The sequence below is a fragment of the Pseudosporangium ferrugineum genome, assembly GCF_003002065.1.
Classification (GTDB): domain Bacteria; phylum Actinomycetota; class Actinomycetes; order Mycobacteriales; family Micromonosporaceae; genus Actinoplanes; species Actinoplanes ferrugineus_A.
In genome coordinates this window covers 420,331-437,361 of record NZ_PVZG01000005.1, presented here as the reverse complement: position 1 = coordinate 437,361, position 17,031 = coordinate 420,331, and the positions used below count along the sequence as shown (strand labels likewise).

General features: G+C 72.4%; 10 protein-coding genes. 3 read left to right on the top strand and 7 right to left on the bottom strand.

Features of this window, described 5'->3' with window-relative positions; translation table 11 throughout:
• Nucleotides 1-33: 33 nt before the first annotated feature.
• Nucleotides 34-423: an RDD family protein gene (locus CLV70_RS13920; protein ID WP_106126865.1), complete on the bottom strand. Its 390-nt coding sequence runs from the start codon at nt 421-423 to the stop codon at nt 34-36.
• Between the two features lie 367 nt (nt 424-790).
• Here CLV70_RS13920 and glnA point away from each other — a divergent pair, with 367 nt between their 5' ends.
• Complete coding sequence (glnA, locus tag CLV70_RS13915; RefSeq protein ID WP_106126864.1) at nt 791-2,215, top strand: type I glutamate--ammonia ligase; 1,425 nt, start codon at nt 791-793, stop codon at nt 2,213-2,215.
• A 1,662-nt stretch (nt 2,216-3,877) separates the two neighbouring features.
• Here the strand turns inward: glnA and CLV70_RS13910 are convergent.
• Nucleotides 3,878-4,570, bottom strand: coding sequence for a DUF4191 domain-containing protein (locus CLV70_RS13910; RefSeq protein WP_106126863.1), 693 nt, complete (start codon nt 4,568-4,570; stop codon nt 3,878-3,880).
• Nucleotides 4,571-5,516: 946 nt separating this feature from the next.
• Here CLV70_RS13910 and CLV70_RS13900 point away from each other — a divergent pair.
• Nucleotides 5,517-8,372 carry a helix-turn-helix transcriptional regulator gene (locus CLV70_RS13900; protein WP_106126861.1) on the top strand — a complete coding sequence of 952 codons (2,856 nt, stop codon included), beginning with the start codon at nt 5,517-5,519 and terminating at the stop codon, nt 8,370-8,372.
• 577 nt (nt 8,373-8,949) lie between these two features.
• On the opposite strand, the gene lipA is transcribed toward CLV70_RS13900, so the two are convergent.
• Entirely contained in the window at nt 8,950-9,894 is a 945-nt protein-coding gene (gene lipA, locus CLV70_RS13895; RefSeq protein WP_425440154.1) for a lipoyl synthase, read from the bottom strand.
• 557 nt (nt 9,895-10,451) lie between these two features.
• On the opposite strand from lipA, the gene aspS reads away from it, so the two are divergent.
• Nucleotides 10,452-11,708, top strand: a complete 1,257-nt coding sequence (gene aspS, locus CLV70_RS13890) for an aspartate--tRNA(Asn) ligase (protein ID WP_106126859.1) — start codon at nt 10,452-10,454, stop codon at nt 11,706-11,708.
• Nucleotides 11,709-12,162: 454 nt separating this feature from the next.
• Here aspS and CLV70_RS13885 read toward each other — a convergent pair whose 3' ends face one another.
• The 4 genes from CLV70_RS13885 to CLV70_RS13870 are packed head-to-tail and all read right to left on the bottom strand — an operon-like array spanning nt 12,163 to nt 17,024.
• A complete protein-coding gene (locus CLV70_RS13885; RefSeq protein ID WP_106126858.1) occupies nt 12,163-12,327 on the bottom strand; it encodes a peptide ABC transporter substrate-binding protein in 165 nt (54 codons plus the stop codon).
• The gene (gene lipB, locus CLV70_RS13880; protein WP_106126857.1) at nt 12,324-12,953 is read right to left on the bottom strand and encodes a lipoyl(octanoyl) transferase LipB; all 630 of its coding nucleotides are present in this window, start codon (nt 12,951-12,953) and stop codon (nt 12,324-12,326) included. The genes CLV70_RS13885 and lipB overlap by 4 nt, the downstream gene beginning before the upstream one ends.
• A gap of 10 nt (nt 12,954-12,963) precedes the next feature.
• A complete protein-coding gene (locus CLV70_RS13875; protein WP_245908207.1) occupies nt 12,964-15,114 on the bottom strand; it encodes a YfhO family protein in 2,151 nt (716 codons plus the stop codon).
• A 44-nt stretch (nt 15,115-15,158) separates the two neighbouring features.
• A complete protein-coding gene (locus CLV70_RS13870; RefSeq protein WP_170148612.1) occupies nt 15,159-17,024 on the bottom strand; it encodes a DUF6311 domain-containing protein in 1,866 nt (621 codons plus the stop codon).
• Between the last annotated feature and the right edge of the window lie 7 nt (nt 17,025-17,031).

Sequence of the window (17,031 nt, the reverse complement as noted above, 5' to 3'; positions counted from 1 at the left end):
CGACGGTGGAGCTGGCGGGGTGTTCGTGTGGCCTCAGGAGGTGGCCTTCTGCTGCTTGACCACGATCGAGCCGGCCGCGCGGTCGTGCAGGCCCCGGCGGTCGGCGTCCATGATCACCGCGGGGATCAGCAGGGCCAGCAGGACGCCGCGGAGCAGGCCCTTCGGCATGCCGATCGCACCGCCGTCGACGGCCGAGACGCAGCGCAGGCGGGCCAGCGCCATCCCCGGCGTCTGGCCGAACAGGCCGATGAAGACCATGTTCAGGAAGATGAGTACGACCACAGGCGGCCACGCCACCACCCGTGGATCGGCGTAGAAACTGGCCGCGAGCAGGCACAGGGCCCAGTCGATGAGCAGTGCGGCGAAGCGCCTGCCGAAGTCGGCGGGCTGCAGCCGGGTGGGGTCGTACGCGGGGGTCGCCACGGTGGATCAGGGTAATCGTGGGGCTGCCCGGCTCTGAGCTCCGGTCGCTGTTCCCGGCGCTCCGGTCGCCCCTGGGCTGGGCGGCGTTCCCCGGGCTGGGCGGCGTTCCCCGGGCTGGGCGTCGTTTCCCGGTGCTCCCGGCGTCCTTTTCGGTGCTCCGGGCGTACATGAAAATCGATCCTGGCGCGGGACGGCGTCGGCTCGCGTTAGGGTCCGGAGGGTCGCGGGCTCGGAAACCGGGAGCCTCCTTAACACGGCGGAAACAATAGGGATACGCCTGGGCAACCGCCACCCCATAGCGTCGCGACCAGCCTAGCCACGTGGCGGCCCACGCCGCCCGGTTCGAAAATCTGTGCCAGGAGGACGTGTGTTCGCCAATCCCGAGGAACTCCTGCGATACCTCAAAGACGAGGATGTCAAGTTCGTCGACGTACGGTTCTGTGATCTTCCGGGCGTGATGCAGCACTTCAACATGCCGGTGGAATCGTTCGACGACAGCGTCGTCACCGACGGCCTCGCCTTCGACGGATCGTCGATCCGCGGGTTCCAGGCCATCCACGAGTCCGACATGATGCTGCTGCCGGACGTGACGACGGCCTTCATCGACCCGTTCCGCATCCAGAAGACCCTGGCGCTCAACTTCTTCATCCACGACCCGTTCACGCGCGAGCCGTACTCGCGTGACCCGCGCAACGTGGCGAAGAAGGCCGAGACGTACCTGGCCTCCAGCGGCATCGCCGACACGGCGTACTTCGGTGCCGAGGCCGAGTTCTACATCTTCGACTCGATCCGCCACTCGACGTCCGCCAACGAGTCCTTCTACTACATCGACTCGATCGAGGGCGCCTGGAACTCCGGCAAGGACGAGGAGGGCGGCAACCGCGGCTACAAGACCGCGTACAAGGGCGGCTACTTCCCGGTGGCGCCGGTCGACCACTACTCCGACCTGCGCGACGCCATGGTGCGCCGCCTGATCGACGTCGGCTTCACCGTCGAGCGCTCGCACCACGAGGTCGGCACCGCCGGCCAGGCCGAGATCAACTACAAGTTCTCGACCCTGCTGCACGCCGGCGACCAGATGCAGATGTTCAAGTACATCATCAAGAACACCGCCTGGGAGCACGGCAAGACGGCGACGTTCATGCCGAAGCCGCTCTTCGGCGACAACGGCTCCGGCATGCACACCCACCAGAGCCTCTGGCTGGGCGGCGAGCCCCTGTTCTACGACGAGACCGGCTACGCGGGCCTGTCCGACACGGCCCGCTGGTACATCGGCGGCCTGCTCCACCACGCTCCGTCGCTGCTCGCGTTCACCAACCCGACCGTCAACTCGTACCGGCGCCTGGTCCCCGGCTACGAGGCCCCGGTCAACCTGGTCTACTCGCAGCGCAACCGCTCGGCCTGCACCCGCATCCCGGTCACGGGCAGCAACCCGAAGGCCAAGCGCGTCGAGTTCCGCGTCCCGGACCCGTCGTCGAACCCGTACCTGTCCTTCTCCGCCCAGATGATGGCGGGCCTCGACGGCATCAAGAACAAGATCGAGCCCCCGGCCCCGATCGACAAGGACCTCTACGACCTCCCCCCGGAGGAGTGGGGCAACGTCAAGCAGGTCCCCGGCTCCCTCGACGCGGTACTGAACAGCCTCGAGTCGGACCACGAATTCCTGACCGCCGGCGGCGTCTTCACCGACGACCTCATCTCCACCTGGATCGACTGGAAGCGCGCCAACGAAATCGACCCGGTCCGCCTCCGCCCGACCCCCCACGAATTCGAGATGTACTACAACGTCTGATCGTCTTCGCCGCGGAGCCGTGCACTCGGCTCCGCCCTGACGATCGCTGTCGCACGCGGCGGTCACTGCCGGCTCCTGCCGATGGTGACCGCCGCTTTGCGTTGCCTCTCCGAGCTTGTCGTCGTCCGTCGTCGGCGGCGACCATGGGGCCGGCGCGGCTGTGGCCGCGAGTCTGAGTGCCGACATGGCTGAGGGGTTTTGCTGCCGGCAAGCAAACGAGGATTCGCCGATTCGAGTTTGGCCTCGCCGGCGGCGATTGAACGTGAATTGATTCGTCGATGTGCACTGGTGCGGTAATCGGCAAGTTAGGCCGCCGCGGAGGTTATTCGTCGAGGGGGAGGGGGCGGTATGCGATGAAGAGGTTGGTGCGGGCGAGCAGGACGTGAGGGAGGCGTCGCGTCGCGCCCGGTGAACGGTTGCCTTGGCGGCCGTTGCTTGGTGCGGGCCCGTCCGGGGTCGAGCGCCGGGTGAAAAGGGCGCGGTCCTGCGCGGCGTCGCGCTCTTGATGTCGGGAGGCGCCGTGCTGTGTGGCGGCGGGCGGTGGGTGTGGGGTGGCGCGATGCTGTGGGGTGTCGCGCGGTGGGTGTGGGGTGGCGCGATGCTGTGGGGTGTCGCGCGGTGGGTGTGGGGTGGCGCGATGCTGTGGGGTGTCGCGCGGTCGGTGTGGGGTGGCGCCGTGCTGTGTGGCGTCGGGCGGTCCGTGTTGGACGGTGCGGTCTCGGGTGGCGTCGTGCGGTCCGGTTGGGCAGTGTGGGCCTGGCCAGCAGCGGGCGGCGGGAGTTGGGCAGTGCGGGATGGCGCGGCGTCGCGGCCGGGGCGGCCGTTGCGGGCAAGGCGAGATGGCGCGGCGTCGCGGCCGGGGCGGCCGTTGCGGGAAACGTCGGCGATGCAGCGTGGGGCCGGTCGTGCGAGGTGGGCCGGCAGTCGGTCGTGAGTCTGCAGTGTGCGGCGGGCCGACGGTGCCGGCTGGACTGGCGGTGCCGGCTGGACCGGCGGTGCCGGCTGGGCCAGCAGCGCGCGGTGGCGTGGAGTTGATCGGTGCGGGTGGGGGCGTGGTGGGTGGTCGGCTCCGGGTGTGGGGGAGACGTTCGGCGTGGCGGCGGGTCAGGCCCCAGGTGCGGTGGCGCTGGTGCGTTCGGCGGAATTGTTCGGCTGCGGGTGAGTGATGGCGGGACGCGGTCCGGTCGCGCATGGCGGAGAGTTCCGCCGTGGTGAACAACTGGAGCTGCCGCATGGGTCAATTCTCCCGCGTCCGGGCGACAATTTCCGCCTCCGGCCATGCCAATTCATCGGAGTCAGAAGAATGTAAGAATTGGCGGCCCAGGCGCGTTAATGGCGGGGATCGAGCGGGGCCCTGCGGGCGGAGTCCGGCACTGTGCTGGGCGGAGACCGTCATGGTGCACGCGGTAGTCGAGCGCGCTAGGTGCCTTGGCAGCCGAGGAAGGACGGAGTAACGCCCGGCAGCGGCCAGTCGAGCGCAGACGCCAAGCGCCGACACCGACCGTGCACGCCAAAGGCGCACGCCAACCGAGGACGCCGAGCACGGCAAGACCCTAAAAGAAGCGGCAAGACCTCAGAAGAGGCGGCAAGACCTCAGAAGAAGCGGCGAGACCTCAGGAGAAGCCGTACCCCTGCCGCCGGGCCATGCAGGCCCGGGCGGGGTCAGCGGGGGCGTTGCTGGCGGAAGGCGCCCTTCGAGGGACGCATGTTCTTCGGGATGGCGCCCTTGGGCATCTGGGGGCGGGCCATCAGGGCGGCGAGACGCTTGTCGAGGGCGTTGACGTCCTTGCCGGTCAGGTTGCGGGGGAGCTTCATCACCGTGGTGCGGAGTTTGCGGATGGAGAGCTCGCCCTCCTGCTGGCCGATGATGTAGTCGTACATCGGGGCGTTGCCGATGACCTTGGAGAGGCGGCGCTTCTCCTGGCCCATCAGGGAGCGGACGCGCTGGGGCTGGCCCTCGCCGAGGAGGATCACGCCGGGGCGGCCGATCACGACGTGGACCATGTCGAACTGGGTGGTGGAGCTGGCGGCGGGGCGTACGCGCCAGTCGCCGCGCATGTTCTCCATGATCGAGGCGGCGGCGCCGGGCTGGCCCTCGGCCGCGTTCATCATCGCCGCGTTGGAGCGCAGGTTGAGGACGATCAGCGAGGCCAGCAGGGCCACCATGATGCCGATCGGGATCCAGATCCAGCCGTAGCCCAGGAGCACCAGGAGCACCGTCAGCGCGAGCGGGATCAGCACCGCCGCGATGATCAGCGGGACGAACCACCGGTCCTGCCGCGCCGTGAACGCGAACACCTGGCCGATCTGCTTCAGGCGCTCGACGAACGACACCTTCTCCTGGGGTTTTGCCATACCCGAAAGTGTAAGGCCGCCTCAGGGCGCCGGGACCCGCGGGTAAGGCGCGCGGCGGCGCGAGGATCAGGCACGTTCCCCATGCGGCGGCGGGGCCTTCGGGCGAAGAGTCGAGGACATCGGAACGACAGCGAGGAGAAACCGATGTTCCAGGACGCGGGAATGCATCTCGAGCTCTTCCACCAGCGCGCGGGCGAGGAGCGGCGGGCGGCCGAGGCATACCGGCTGGCCCGCGATGTCTGGGCGCGCGGCCGGCGCCGGCAGGGCTGGTGGTCACGCCCCGTGCGCCGGCTACGGCCGGGCGTCCCCGAAACAACCAGGGCCCGAGGGTACGCCGAAAGCACCGCGAACCACGACCATTGCGCCGTGGCACTGGCGTAAGAACCGCCCCATCGGCGAGGGCCGGACACAGGGGGCACGCGGGACACGGGGCCCGTGAACCCCGGTCCGCCCCGAGACGCCGCGGGCGACACAGGGGCCCGCGAACCCCGTCCGCCCCGAGACGCCGCGGGCGACACAGGGGCCGGTGAGCCCGGATCCGCCCCGAGACGCCGCGGGGACATGGGGGACAGCGAGCCTGGGTCCGGACCGAGACACCCCGTAGAAGCGGGGTGCACGGGGGTCGGCGAGCCCGGATCCGCCCCGAGCCACCCCGCAGAAATGGGGTGCACGGGGGACCAGCACAGTCGCACGACGGGGGCATGCGGGGCCGGCGCGGCGCCAAGGCGGCGTGCCAGCGCACCCGGAGCACCCGGACCCCGGGGAATCCGGGTCCGCAGCGGGGGACGCGATGCGCCGATCCCCCGGGGGAACACGAGCGCAGATCGGGCCGCGGGGGCCGCGCTACGGGGGCCGCTGGGTGCTACCCGGCCGACGCGGAACAGGGGTTGGGGGTTCCGGCGTGAGCGGGGCATTCGGGGACGGTGGGGGATCCGGTTGGCGTGGCATGCTCGACGACGTGAGCGCGTACGCCGGGAAGGGTGTTCTGGTCGGCCGGGAGGCCGATCTTGCCGCGCTGCGTGATGCGCTGAAGCGGACCCGCAGCGCCGAGCCTTCCGTCGTGCTGGTCGGGGGTGAGGCGGGGGTCGGCAAGACCCGGCTCGTCGAGGAGTTCTGCCGGGCGGCCGCCGCCGACGGCGCTCGGGTGGTCACCGGGCAGTGCCTCGAGCTGGGCGAGGAGGGGTTGCCGTTCGCGCCGTTCGCCGCGGCGTTGCGGGAGGTGGTGCGGGCCGACGGTGCGGGCGTGCTCGACGGGCGGGAGCGGGATTTCGCCCGGTTGCTGCCCGAGCTGGTGCCGGTCGGCGAGGGCGTGCCGGAGAGCCGGCGCGGCTACCTGTTCGAGCTGGTCGCCGGGCTGTTCGGGCGGGTGAGCTCGGAACGGCCGCTGGTGCTCGTACTCGAGGATCTGCATTGGGCCGACCGGTCGACGCGCGACCTCATCGGTTTTCTGGTGCGGTCGGCCCGGCTGCCGCAGGTGCTGCTGGTCGCGACCTATCGCACCGACGAGCTGCACCGCGGCCATCCGTTGCGGCCGTTCCTGGCCGAGCTCGATCGGGTACGCGGGGTGCAACGCGTCGAGCTCGACCGGCTGGACCGCGACGGCACCGGCCAGCTGCTCACCGCTCTGCTGGGCGCCGAGCCGGAACCCGCGCTGGTCGACACGGTGCACGAGCGTGCCCAGGGCAACCCGTTCTTCATCGAGCAGTTCGCGGCGTCGGGCGACCCGCGGTGCTGCGACATCCCGCACAGCCTCCGCGACCTGCTGCTGACCCGCGTCGACCAGCTGCCCGAGCAGGCCCAGCGGGTGCTGCGGGTGGCAGCCGCCGGCGGCACCACGTTCGGGCACGAGCTGCTGACCGCGGTCGCCGGGATGGACGAGGCCGAGCTGGAGTCCGCGCTGCGGATCGTCGTCGCGGCCCAGCTCGTCGTGGTCGGGGCCGACGGCGATTACGAGTTCCGCCATGCGCTCGTGCGTGAGGCCGTACACGATGATCTTCTGCCGGGGGAGCACGCACGCCTGCATGCCCGCTATGCCCGGGCCGTCGAGGCGCAGCCGCACCTGGTCGCGATGGGCCGGGCGCCGGCCGAGATCGCCCACCACTGGTATGCCGCCCATGATCATCCTCGGGCCCTGACGGCGGCCCGGCTCGCTGCCGACGCCGCCGGCCGACGATATGCGTACGCGGAGCAGTCCCGTCTTCTGGAACGGGTCCTCGAGCTGTGGGAGCTGGTCGACGACGCGGCCGACCGCCTCGGCGCCGGCCATCTCGACCTGCTCGAGGAGAGCGCGCTCGCCGCCATCGACGCGGGCGACCACCAGCGCGCCCTCACGCTGACCAGGGCCGCGCTGGCCGACCTCGACGCCGCTGCCGAGCCGCTGCGCGCCGCCCGCCTGCTGGTACGCCGCGCGAAACTGCTCTTCAACGCCGGCACCAGTGACGGGGCGGCCGAGGCGCGGGAGGCGTACCGGCTGCTGCTCGCGGCGCCGCGCTCGGCGGAGCAGATCCGGTTGATGGCGGACGTGGCGTACCAGCTCGGAGGCGTGGATGACACCGAGGCGGGCGACGTGGCGAGGCGCGCGATGGCGGCGGCGGCCGAGCTGGGTGACGTGGCGACCCAGGTGGCCGCGACCATCACGTACGGGAAGGTCTGCGGTGGCCGGCTCTCCGCCGACGAGGCGCTACCGTCCATGCGGGCGGCGGCCGCGCGCGCCCGCGAGGCCGGTGACCTGCCCGGGCTCGCCAAGTCCCTGGTGAACATCTCCGATTCGCTGTTCGAGCTGGGCCGCTACGAGGAATCGGCGACCACGGCGGCCGAGGGCGTCCCGTACGCGGACCGGGTCGGGGTCAGCCGCACCACGGGCGTGTTCCTGCTGGCCAACCACGCCGAGGCGCTCCTTGCCCTGGGCCGCTGGGACGAGGCGGACGCCCGGCTCGAGGAGGCGGCCCGCCACGACCCGCCGGGAACGCTGGCGTTGCCCTGGTTGCGGCTCCGGGCCCGGTTGCGGCTCGCGCGCGGCCACGACGGCGCCCAGCCGCTGGTGCAGCGGGCGGTGGCGTTCCTCGGCCGGCCGTACCTGCACCGCGAGAACCGCCTGTCGCTCCTGGAGCTCCGCATCCTCGCGGCCCGCCACGCCGCCGACCCGGCCACGGAACTCGCCGCCGCCCGCGCCGCCATCACCGACCCGACCATCACCGACCGCCCCCGGTACGGCTGGCCGCTAGTCACCGCTGCCGCCGCCCTCGACGCCCCCGACGTACGTGAAAAGGCCGCGCACCTCGCCGCCGACCTGCCCGAACGCTATCCGGCCGACCGGGCGTACGCGGCACAGACCCGTGCGCTCCTGAACGGCGGCACCCCTGACCTGTGGCACGCGGCGGTCGAGGCCTGGCGCACCGACGGCCAGCGACATCCGCTGGCGGCGGCCCTCCTCGGCTACGCGGCATCGGAGGCGGCAGCGGGCGACCGCACGGCGGCGGGCCAGGCAATCGAGGAAGCAGCGGCGATCGCACGAGCCCTCGGCGCGGGCCCCCTGTCCGAGGAAGCGGACACCCTCGCCCGCCGCCTCGGCCTCCGCTCGGCGACGCACCCCGTCCTCTCGGGCACGGAGTCCCTGACCGACCGCGAACGAGAGGTGCTGACCCTGGTGGCGGAGGGCCACAGCAACGCCCGCATCGCCGAGCAGCTCTACATCTCGCCGAAGACGGCCAGCGTCCACGTGTCCCGCATCATCGCCAAACTCTCGGTAACCAGCCGCGGCGAGGCAGCGGCGGTAGCCCACCGACTAGGCCTGCTCGACTGACTCGGCTCGGCCCCGGCCCGGCCGTCGCCGGCCCGGGAGCGGGACGCTTATCCGGCCCGGCCCGGCCCGGCCCGGCCCGGCCCGGCCCGGCGTGGCTCGGCCCGGCGTGGCCGGGCTTGGCGTGGCTCGGCTTGGCGCCGCCGGGCTCGGCTTGGCGCGGCTCGGCCTGGGCGAGCTCGGCGCGCCCCGGGCGCCGCGTCTGGGGGCGCGGGGCGCATCCGTCGGGCCGGTGGGTTCTCCTGGCCGGGCGGCGCCGTGTCCGGGGCGCGAGGCGCATCCGTCGGGCCTGTGGGTCCCCCTGGGCCTGGCGGCGGCACCCGGACCGGAGGCACCCGGCCTGGCCGTGGCACAAGCCCGGCCGCGGCGCCCGGCCCGGCTTGGCTGTGGCACCCGGCCCGGCCGCAGCACAAGCCCGGCCGCGGCACCCGGACCGGAGGCACCCGGCTCGGCTGCGGCGCCCGGCTTGGCTGCGGCACCCGGACCGGAGGCACCCGGCTCGGCTGCGGCGTCCGGCTCGGCTGCGGCGTCCGGCTCGGCTGCGGCGCTCGGCCCGGAGGCGCCCGGCCCGGCGGTCTGGTTAGCCGCGGGCGGCCAGGGCCTGCTGGTAGAGGCGGCCGGCGCGGTAGGACGAGCGGACCAGGGGGCCTGACATGACTCCCGCGAAGCCGATCTGCTCGGCTTCTTCGCGGAGGTCGATGAATTCTTCCGGCTTGACCCAGCGTTCGACCGGGTGGTGGCGGGGGGTGGGGCGCAGGTACTGGGTGATGGTGATCAGTTCGCAGCCGGCGGCGTGGAGGTCGCGGAGGGCCTGGGAGACTTCGGCGCGTTCTTCGCCCATGCCGAGGATCAGGTTGGACTTGGTGACGAGGCCGGCGGCTCGGGCCTGGGTGATGACGTCGAGGGAGCGTTCGTAGCGGAAGCCGGGGCGGATGCGCTTGAAGATGCGGGGGACCGTCTCGACGTTGTGGGCCAGGACCTCGGGGGCCGCGCCGAAGACCTCGGCGAGCTGGGCCGGGTCGGCGTTGAAGTCGGGGATCAGCAGCTCGACGCCGCAGCCGGGCTGGAGCTTGTGGATCTGGCGCACCGTCTCGGCGTAGAGCCAGGCGCCGCCGTCGGGCAGGTCGTCGCGGGCGACGCCGGTGACGGTCGCGTATTTCAGGCCCATCGTGGCGACGGACTCGCCGACGCGGCGGGGCTCGTCGGCGTCGAACTCGGCCGGCTTGCCGGTGTCGATCTGGCAGAAGTCGCACCGGCGGGTGCACTGGTCACCGCCGATGAGGAAGGTGGCCTCGCGGTCTTCCCAGCACTCGTAGATGTTGGGGCAGCCCGCCTCCTGACAGACGGTGTGCAGGCCTTCCTTCTGGACCAGGCCACGCATGTGCGTGTATTCCGGGCCCATCTTCGCTTTGACTTTGATCCACGGCGGCTTCCGCTCGATGGGAGTTTCGGCGTTGCGCGCCTCGATGCGCAGCATTCGGCGGCCCTCGGGAGCAATAGTCACAACCCTGAGGTTACGCCGAATGCAAGATCAACCGGAGCAGGGGCGACGAGGCTCACGTGCGCGAATCTGTGAGCGCCCTCACGTCCGTCCGCTAATCCCCGTGCGTTGCCGGGTTCCCCACTGTTAACGTCCAGGCCACGGCGACGACGGAACCGAGTAACGCCCCGATCCACCGGCCGAGAGAGCCACCGCCAGCTGCGAAGGTGGCCCGGTGCCGGGGCGCGAAGACACTCCCGAGCCGCGCACGACAAGAGGCGCCCGAACCCGGTGCCCCTCGCCGCACCCGAGCGGCGGCAAACCCCCCGCCGCAAGCACAGGCGGCAGGTGGCCGCTCGCCGCAAGCAGGCGGCAGGTGGCCGCCTACCGCAAGCAAGCGGCAGGTGGCCACGCTGCCCGCCGCATGCAAGCGGCAGGTGGCCACGCTGCCCGCCGGCAGGCACGCGGCAAGGCCGGGCCTGCCGCCGGCGAGCGGTGGGCAGGGATCGGGATCGGGCGCGAAGGTGTGGTGGCACCGCGAGGATCCCGCTCGCCCACGCCTCCCTGGGGCCGCGTTGCCGCATCCGAGGAGGTCACCCATCGTGCAACGCATCCTCTCCACCGAACTTCACGCCCACGAGAAGCAGACCGTCACCGTCGCCGGCTGGGTGCATCGCCGCCGGTTGCTCAAGTCGGTCGCGTTCGTCATCGTGCGCGACGCCGGCGGGTTCAGCCAGGTGGTGGTCACCGAGCCCGGCGTGCGCGCGTTGGTCGAGACGCTGCCGGAGGAGACCGTCGTCGAGGTCACGGCCACGGTCACGGCGAACGCCGCGGCGCCGTCCGGGGTCGAGCTCACCGATCCTTCCGTACGCGTGAGCAGCCGCGCTCCGGGCGTACCGTTGCCGTTCGAACTGCATCGGCCGACGCTGAGCGCGACCATGGCCACCCAGCTGGACCATGCTGCTCTGGCTCTGCGGCATCCGTCGCGGGCGGCGGCGCTGCGGGTCGCGGCCGCCGCGACCGCCGGGTTCCGCGACGCGCTCGACCGGGAGCGGTTCGTCGAGATCCACACCCCCAAGATCGTGGGTACGGCCACCGAGTCCGGTGCCACGGTGTTCGCGCTCGACTACTTCGGGCGGCCGGCCTACCTCGCGCAGTCGCCGCAGTTCTACAAGCAGCTGATGGTCGGGGTGTTCGAGCGCGTCTACGAGGTCGGGCCGGTGTTCCGCGCCGAGCCGCACGACACGTCGCGGCACCTGGCGCAGTACACGTCGCTGGACGCGGAGATGGGCTTCGTCGCCGACCACCGGGACGTGATGGCGACGCTGACCCGGGTCGTCGCCGGCATGACCGCGACGGTCGCGGACCGTACGGGCGCCGAGGTGCCCCCGGTGCCGGCGCAGATCCCGTCGGTGCACTTCGCCGAGGCGCTGCGGATCGCGGGCGCCCCACCGGACGAACCGGACCTGGCACCGGCGCACGAGCGCGCGATCGGCGACTGGGCGCGCCGCGAACACGGCTCCGACTTCGTCTTCGTGACCGGCTACCCGATGGCGAAACGCCCGTTCTACACGCACCCGCAGCCGTCCGACCCGCGCTGGAGCAACAGCTTCGACCTGCTGTTCCGCGGGCAGGAACTGGTCACGGGAGGCCAGCGGCTGCACCGCTACGAGGACTACCTCGCGGTGGTCCCGGACCCGGAGCCGCTGGCGGGCTACCTCGAGGCTTTCCGGTACGGAATGCCGCCGCACGGAGGCTTCGCCATCGGACTGGAACGGTTCGTGGCAAGGCTGACGGGCGCGGCGAACGTCCGCGAGGCGACGGCCTTTCCCCGCGACCTCCACCGCGTGACGCCGTAAGAAGTCACGCCGCGGCGAGTCGTCGGTCGCTGCGGGTGGTCGAGGCGGGGAGCGCGGGGAAGCTGGCCGGCTCGCTGAGGCAACGCGCGCCGCGGCCGTAGTCGCCCGGACGGCCCGCGATGGCCCGCCGCGGTCGCCCGGACGGCCCGCGATGGCCCGCCGTAGTCGCCCGGACGGCCCGCGATGGCCCGCCGCGGTCGCCCGGACGGCCCGCGATGGCCCGCCGCGGTCGCCCGGACGGCCCGCGATCGCCCGCCGCGATCGCCCGCCCGGATCACGTAGCCCACAGCCCGGACCACACAGCTCGGGCCCCGCGCCCGGCTCGCTCCGATCCCGGGCCGGGCGGGCCCGGGCCGGGTCGGCCGCGCTCCGCGCGGGACAGCCGGGCGGGCGGGGCAGGCGGGGCCGGGCGGGACAGCCGGGCGGGCGGGGCAGGCCGGGCCGGGCGGGGCGCTCAGGCGAGGACGGCGATGGTTACGCCGGCGACGATGACCACGGGGACGATCGTCATCAGGATCAGGATCCACCAGGCGATCGGGTGTCCGAAGTTGAGGGACACCCCGCCCGCCTTGTTCGGCACGAAGACGCGTTTGTCGCGGGGGTTGTTGTAGAGCTTCACAGCAGCGTCGGGAGGTGGCGTTCGACCGCCGGGAGGACCTCGGCCACCGGGACCGGGCGGCGCAGTTCCTCGGTCAGCGACGTTACGCCCGCGTCGCGGATGCCGCAGGGGACGAAACGGTCGTAGTTCGACAGGTCGCAGTCGCAGTTGATGGCGAAACCGTGCTGGGTGACGCCGCGGGCGACCCGGATGCCGATCGCCGCGATCTTGCGGTCGGGGCCTCGGTCGTCGGCGCGGACCCAGGCGCCGCTGCGGCCCTCGACGCGTTCCGCGGTGACGCCGAACTCGGCGCAGACGTCGATGAGCAGCTGCTCGATGCGGCGCACGTAGGCCACCACGTCGACCGGGTCGGGCAGCTTGACGATCGGGTAGCCGACGAGCTGCCCGGGGCCGTGCCAGGTGATCTTGCCGCCGCGGTCCACGTCGACGACCGGGGTGCCGTCGACCGGGCGGTCCATCGGCTCGGTGCGCTTGCCGGCGGTGAAGACGCTCGGGTGCTCGAGCAGCAGGATCGTGTCGGGGCGCTCGCCCGCCACCACGGCCTCGTGCAGCCGCCGCTGCTCGTCCCAGGCCTCGCGGTAGTCGACCAGGCCCGGGCGGAGGACCTGCAGGGTGGAAGTCGTCACGACCCCCAGACTAGCCCGCCGGCCGCGCCGATCCAGGCCCCGCACCCGCTGCCGGCGCAGTCGAGACGGAGCCCACACCAGCCACCGCACCGCCGGAACCGGGCCGAGCCCCGGCCGCCGGCCCGGAGCCAGAACCGGGTCGAGCCCCGGCCGAGGGCCGAGCCCCGGCCGAGGGCCCGCCGCCGGAGCCGGCCCCAGCCGCAGGCCCCGCGACTCCGGCAGCCGCAGCCCGGCACGCGGGGCAGGCGCCGGCGGGCACCGAGCCGGGCCGCCGAGATCCGGGACCGGGGCCGCCGGCCGGGCGCAGCGAGCTCGGCAGCCCGCCCCCGGGCACCAGCACCGGATCCAGCCCCGGCCGCACCCGCCACACCGTCACGTCGTCCACGTGCTCGCCCGGCCCGAACAGCACCGTCAGATTCCACACCAGCGACTCGTGGAACATCATCCCGTCGCGCCCCGAGATCCGGTCCGGGACGTACAGCGCCTGTACGTTCCAGTACGCGAGGTCGGTGCGGACCTTGAGCCGGTCCCAGTTGCTGATCCGGTAGACGTAGCCGCTCCACGCCGACTTGGTCCACATCCAGGCCGCCGGCCGTACGGGCGCACCCACCTGCCCCGTGCCGTCCGGGCCGCCGGGGCCCAGGAAATACCCGTCGGGGATGCGGAACTCCTCACCGCGGGCCAGGGCGTACGCCTGCCAGCGCTGCGCGTCCGGGGCCGTGTTCGAGCCGTGCGGAAGCGCGGTGATTACGCCGCCCTCGGAGACGTACCGCTTCCAGGTGCCGCCGGCCATGAACCGGGGCTCCGCCGCCCGTTCGGTGGTCAGGATCGGCAGCGGGAAGAGCGGCACCAGCGCCAGGGCGAACGCCGCCACCCAGACCGCCCGCACGCGGGGCAGCCGGTCGGCGAGCAACGCCAGCGTCGTCGCGATGACGCAGGCCACGACGAGGGCCAGCCGGCCGGGGAGGGCCGCGTCGAAGAGCGGGACCCGGGTCAGGGCGGCGTACGGAAGAGGGAAGTGGAATTCGTGCTGGAACCAGTTGAAGCGGGGGCCGAGGGACAGCGCGGTGAAGAGCACGCCCACGACGGTGAGCGCGCGCATGAGGGCCTTGCGCTGCCGGTCCGCGCGCCACCACAGCGCGGCCGTGCCGGCGACCATCAGCAGCAGCAGCGGAAGGCCGAAGAACGAGGCGCCCTCGGTCTGGTTGACCGCCAGGTCGCCGCGGCTCACGCCGAGCAGCGAACCCACCGATCGGTACGGGTAGAACAGGTACGCGGCCGCGTCCTCCACGTACCAGCGCTGGTCGAAGCCGGTGCCGTGGAACGAGCCGGGCCCGGCGAAGTGCATGTAGAGCGGGTACGCGAGCAGCGTGTCGGCCACCAGCGCGCTCATCCCCAGCGCGGCGAACGTGGTGGCCGCCGCGGCCCGCGCCTGCGGCCAGGTGCCCCGGCCGCAGCTCCACGCGAGCACGAACACGGTGGTGCCCAGCGCGGTCCAGAACAGCCACTCGGCGGCGATGGAGAACCCGATCGCCATGAGGAGGCCGAGCACCGTGCCGTTCAGCAACCAGCGGCGGGACGTGCGCAGCCGCAGCACCCACCAGATGATCACCGGTGCGATCCAGCCGGCCGTCCAGTTGAGATGGCCGTTGGCGTGCGAGATCCAGCCCGGGGCGAAGCCGGCGAACAGGCCACCGAGGACGGCCGCGGCGCGGTGGCGCACGGCGTACCGGTGGAACAGCAGATACCAGGCGAAGGCGGAGGCGGCGAGATTCAGGGTGAGGATGACCGCGTACGTGAGCTGCGGTCCGGCGAGGAAGGTCAGGGGCGCGAACACGATCGCGTACGCCGTGACCGATGTGTTCGCCGCCAGGTTCACCCCGAGCGGGGCGTTGAGCAGGTCGGTGTAGAAGGGGTCCGCGCCGGTCCGCAGGATCTGCACGCCGTACGCCAGCATCCACTCGAAGAACGCGTGATCGCCCCGGTTGTGCGAGACCGTACGCCGGTACGGGTCCATCCACAGCCCGGACGTGACCCAGTAGCCCATGCCGAGGCAGATCAGCCCGACGAGCGCGTGCCACATCCGTCCGGCGCGGCGGTAGTTCGTGCCGGGGGAGGCGCGGGGTTCGGCGACCTCGGGGGCGATGGTTGCGACGGCCACGGGGGAAAATTAGCAGTGAACTATGTCGTCCGCCGTTCCAGGAGTCACCCGGAACTGTTGCGGTCCACCGGATCCACGCCCGGCCGGATCCGCCACAGCAGCACCCCGCCCACCCGTTGCGGCTCGCCGAGCAGGTCGCGGGCGGTGGTCTCCACCGCGGAGCGGAAAAGCCCCGTATGCGAGCCGGTGATCTCGTCCGGCAGGAACACCGCCTCGACGCCCCAGTACGCGAAATCCTGCCGGGCGCGCAGCCGGTCGAAGTCGTCCACCGCGACGAGCGTCCCGTAGTAGGCCGCCTGGAAGAACAGCCAGTCGGTGTTGCGGGGCGACGCGCCGATCTGCCCGACGCCGTCGGGCCCGCCCGGCCCGAGGAAATAGCCGCCGGGGATCCGGAACTGCTTGCCGGCCCGGGCCATCGTGTACGCCTGCCAGCGCTGCCCGTCCGCGGTGTCGGTGGTGGCGAACGGCAGCGCGGTCATCACCCCGTTGTCGCTGACGTAGTCCCGCCAGATGCCGTCGGCGATGAACGCGGGCTCCGGCGAGCGCAGCGACGTCCGCACCGGCATCGGGATCAGCGGGACGAGCGCCACCGCGAACACCGCCGTCCACAGGGCGCCGGTGCGCACCGGCAGGGACTCGCTCAGCAGCCGGTCGGCGAGCAGGGCCAGCAGGATGCCGATGACGACGGCGACCACGAGCGCCAGGCGGGCCGGCAGCGCGGAGTCGAACAGCGGAAGATCGCGCAGGGCCTCGTACGGAAGCTTGAAGCCGGTCTCGGTCTTGAAGATCCTCAGCTGCGGCCCCCAGGACAGCACCATGAAGATCACGGCCACGGTGCTGAGCGCGGCCAGCGTCGAGCGCCGGCCGGGTGCCGCGCGCCGCCACAGGAACACCACGGCCACAACCGCGAGAACCATCAACGGTACGCCGAAATAGGACGTCTCCTCCGTCGCGTTGGGAGCCAGCTTGCTGCCCAGCCCCGCGTAGCCGGCCAGGGAACGGTTCGGATACTCGACGTAGGCGCCGACGTCCTCGGCATAGTGGGCCTGGTTGAAGCCCGTACCCGTGAAGGTGTGCGGCCCCGCGAAGTGCATGTAGAGCGGGTACGCCAGCAGCAGCCCCGCCTGCACCGCGGTGACGCCCAGCGCGGCCAGCACCCGCGGCGCGGCGGCCCGGGCCTCGGCGCGGGTGGCCGGCGCCAGCGACCAGACCAGCACGAAGACGCCGCAGGCGAGCGCGGTGAAGAACAGCCCCTCGGCGGCGATCGAGAACCCGACGGCGACCAGCAGGCCGAGGACCACGCCGTGCAGCAGCCACTTGCCGGGCTCCCGCAGCTTGAGCACCCACCACAGCACCACCGGCGCGATCCAGCCGGCCGTCCAGTTCAGGTGCCCGTTGGCGTGCGAGACGAACCCGGGCGCGAAGCCGCAGAAGAGCCCGCCGAGCGTGGCCGCGGTCTGGTTCCCGACGAGGTAGCGGCGCAGGAACAGATACCAGGCGAAGCCCGACGCGGCGAGGTTCAGGGTCAGGATCGTCACGAACGTGACCTGCGGTCCGGCCAGGAACGTCAGCGGGGAGAACAGCGTCGAGTACACGGTGATGGAGGTGTTCGCGGCCAGGTTCACCCCGACCGGCGCGTTGAGCATCCACGTGTAGAACGGGTCGGCGCCGTGCCCGAGCGTGTACACCCCGTACCCGAGGACCCATTCGAAGAACGCCTGGTCGCCCAGGTTCTCGGTCAACCCCCGGTTCGCCGGATCGAACCAGAGACCGCTCGTCACGTACGTGGCGAGCGCCAGCGCGATGACGGCGACGGGCAGATGCGGGCGCCACGCGAGAGAGCCGCGGCGGGCCGGTGACGTTGCCGGCGGCTCGGCGGACTCGGACGGGGCTGCGGCAACGACGGACACCAGCCGC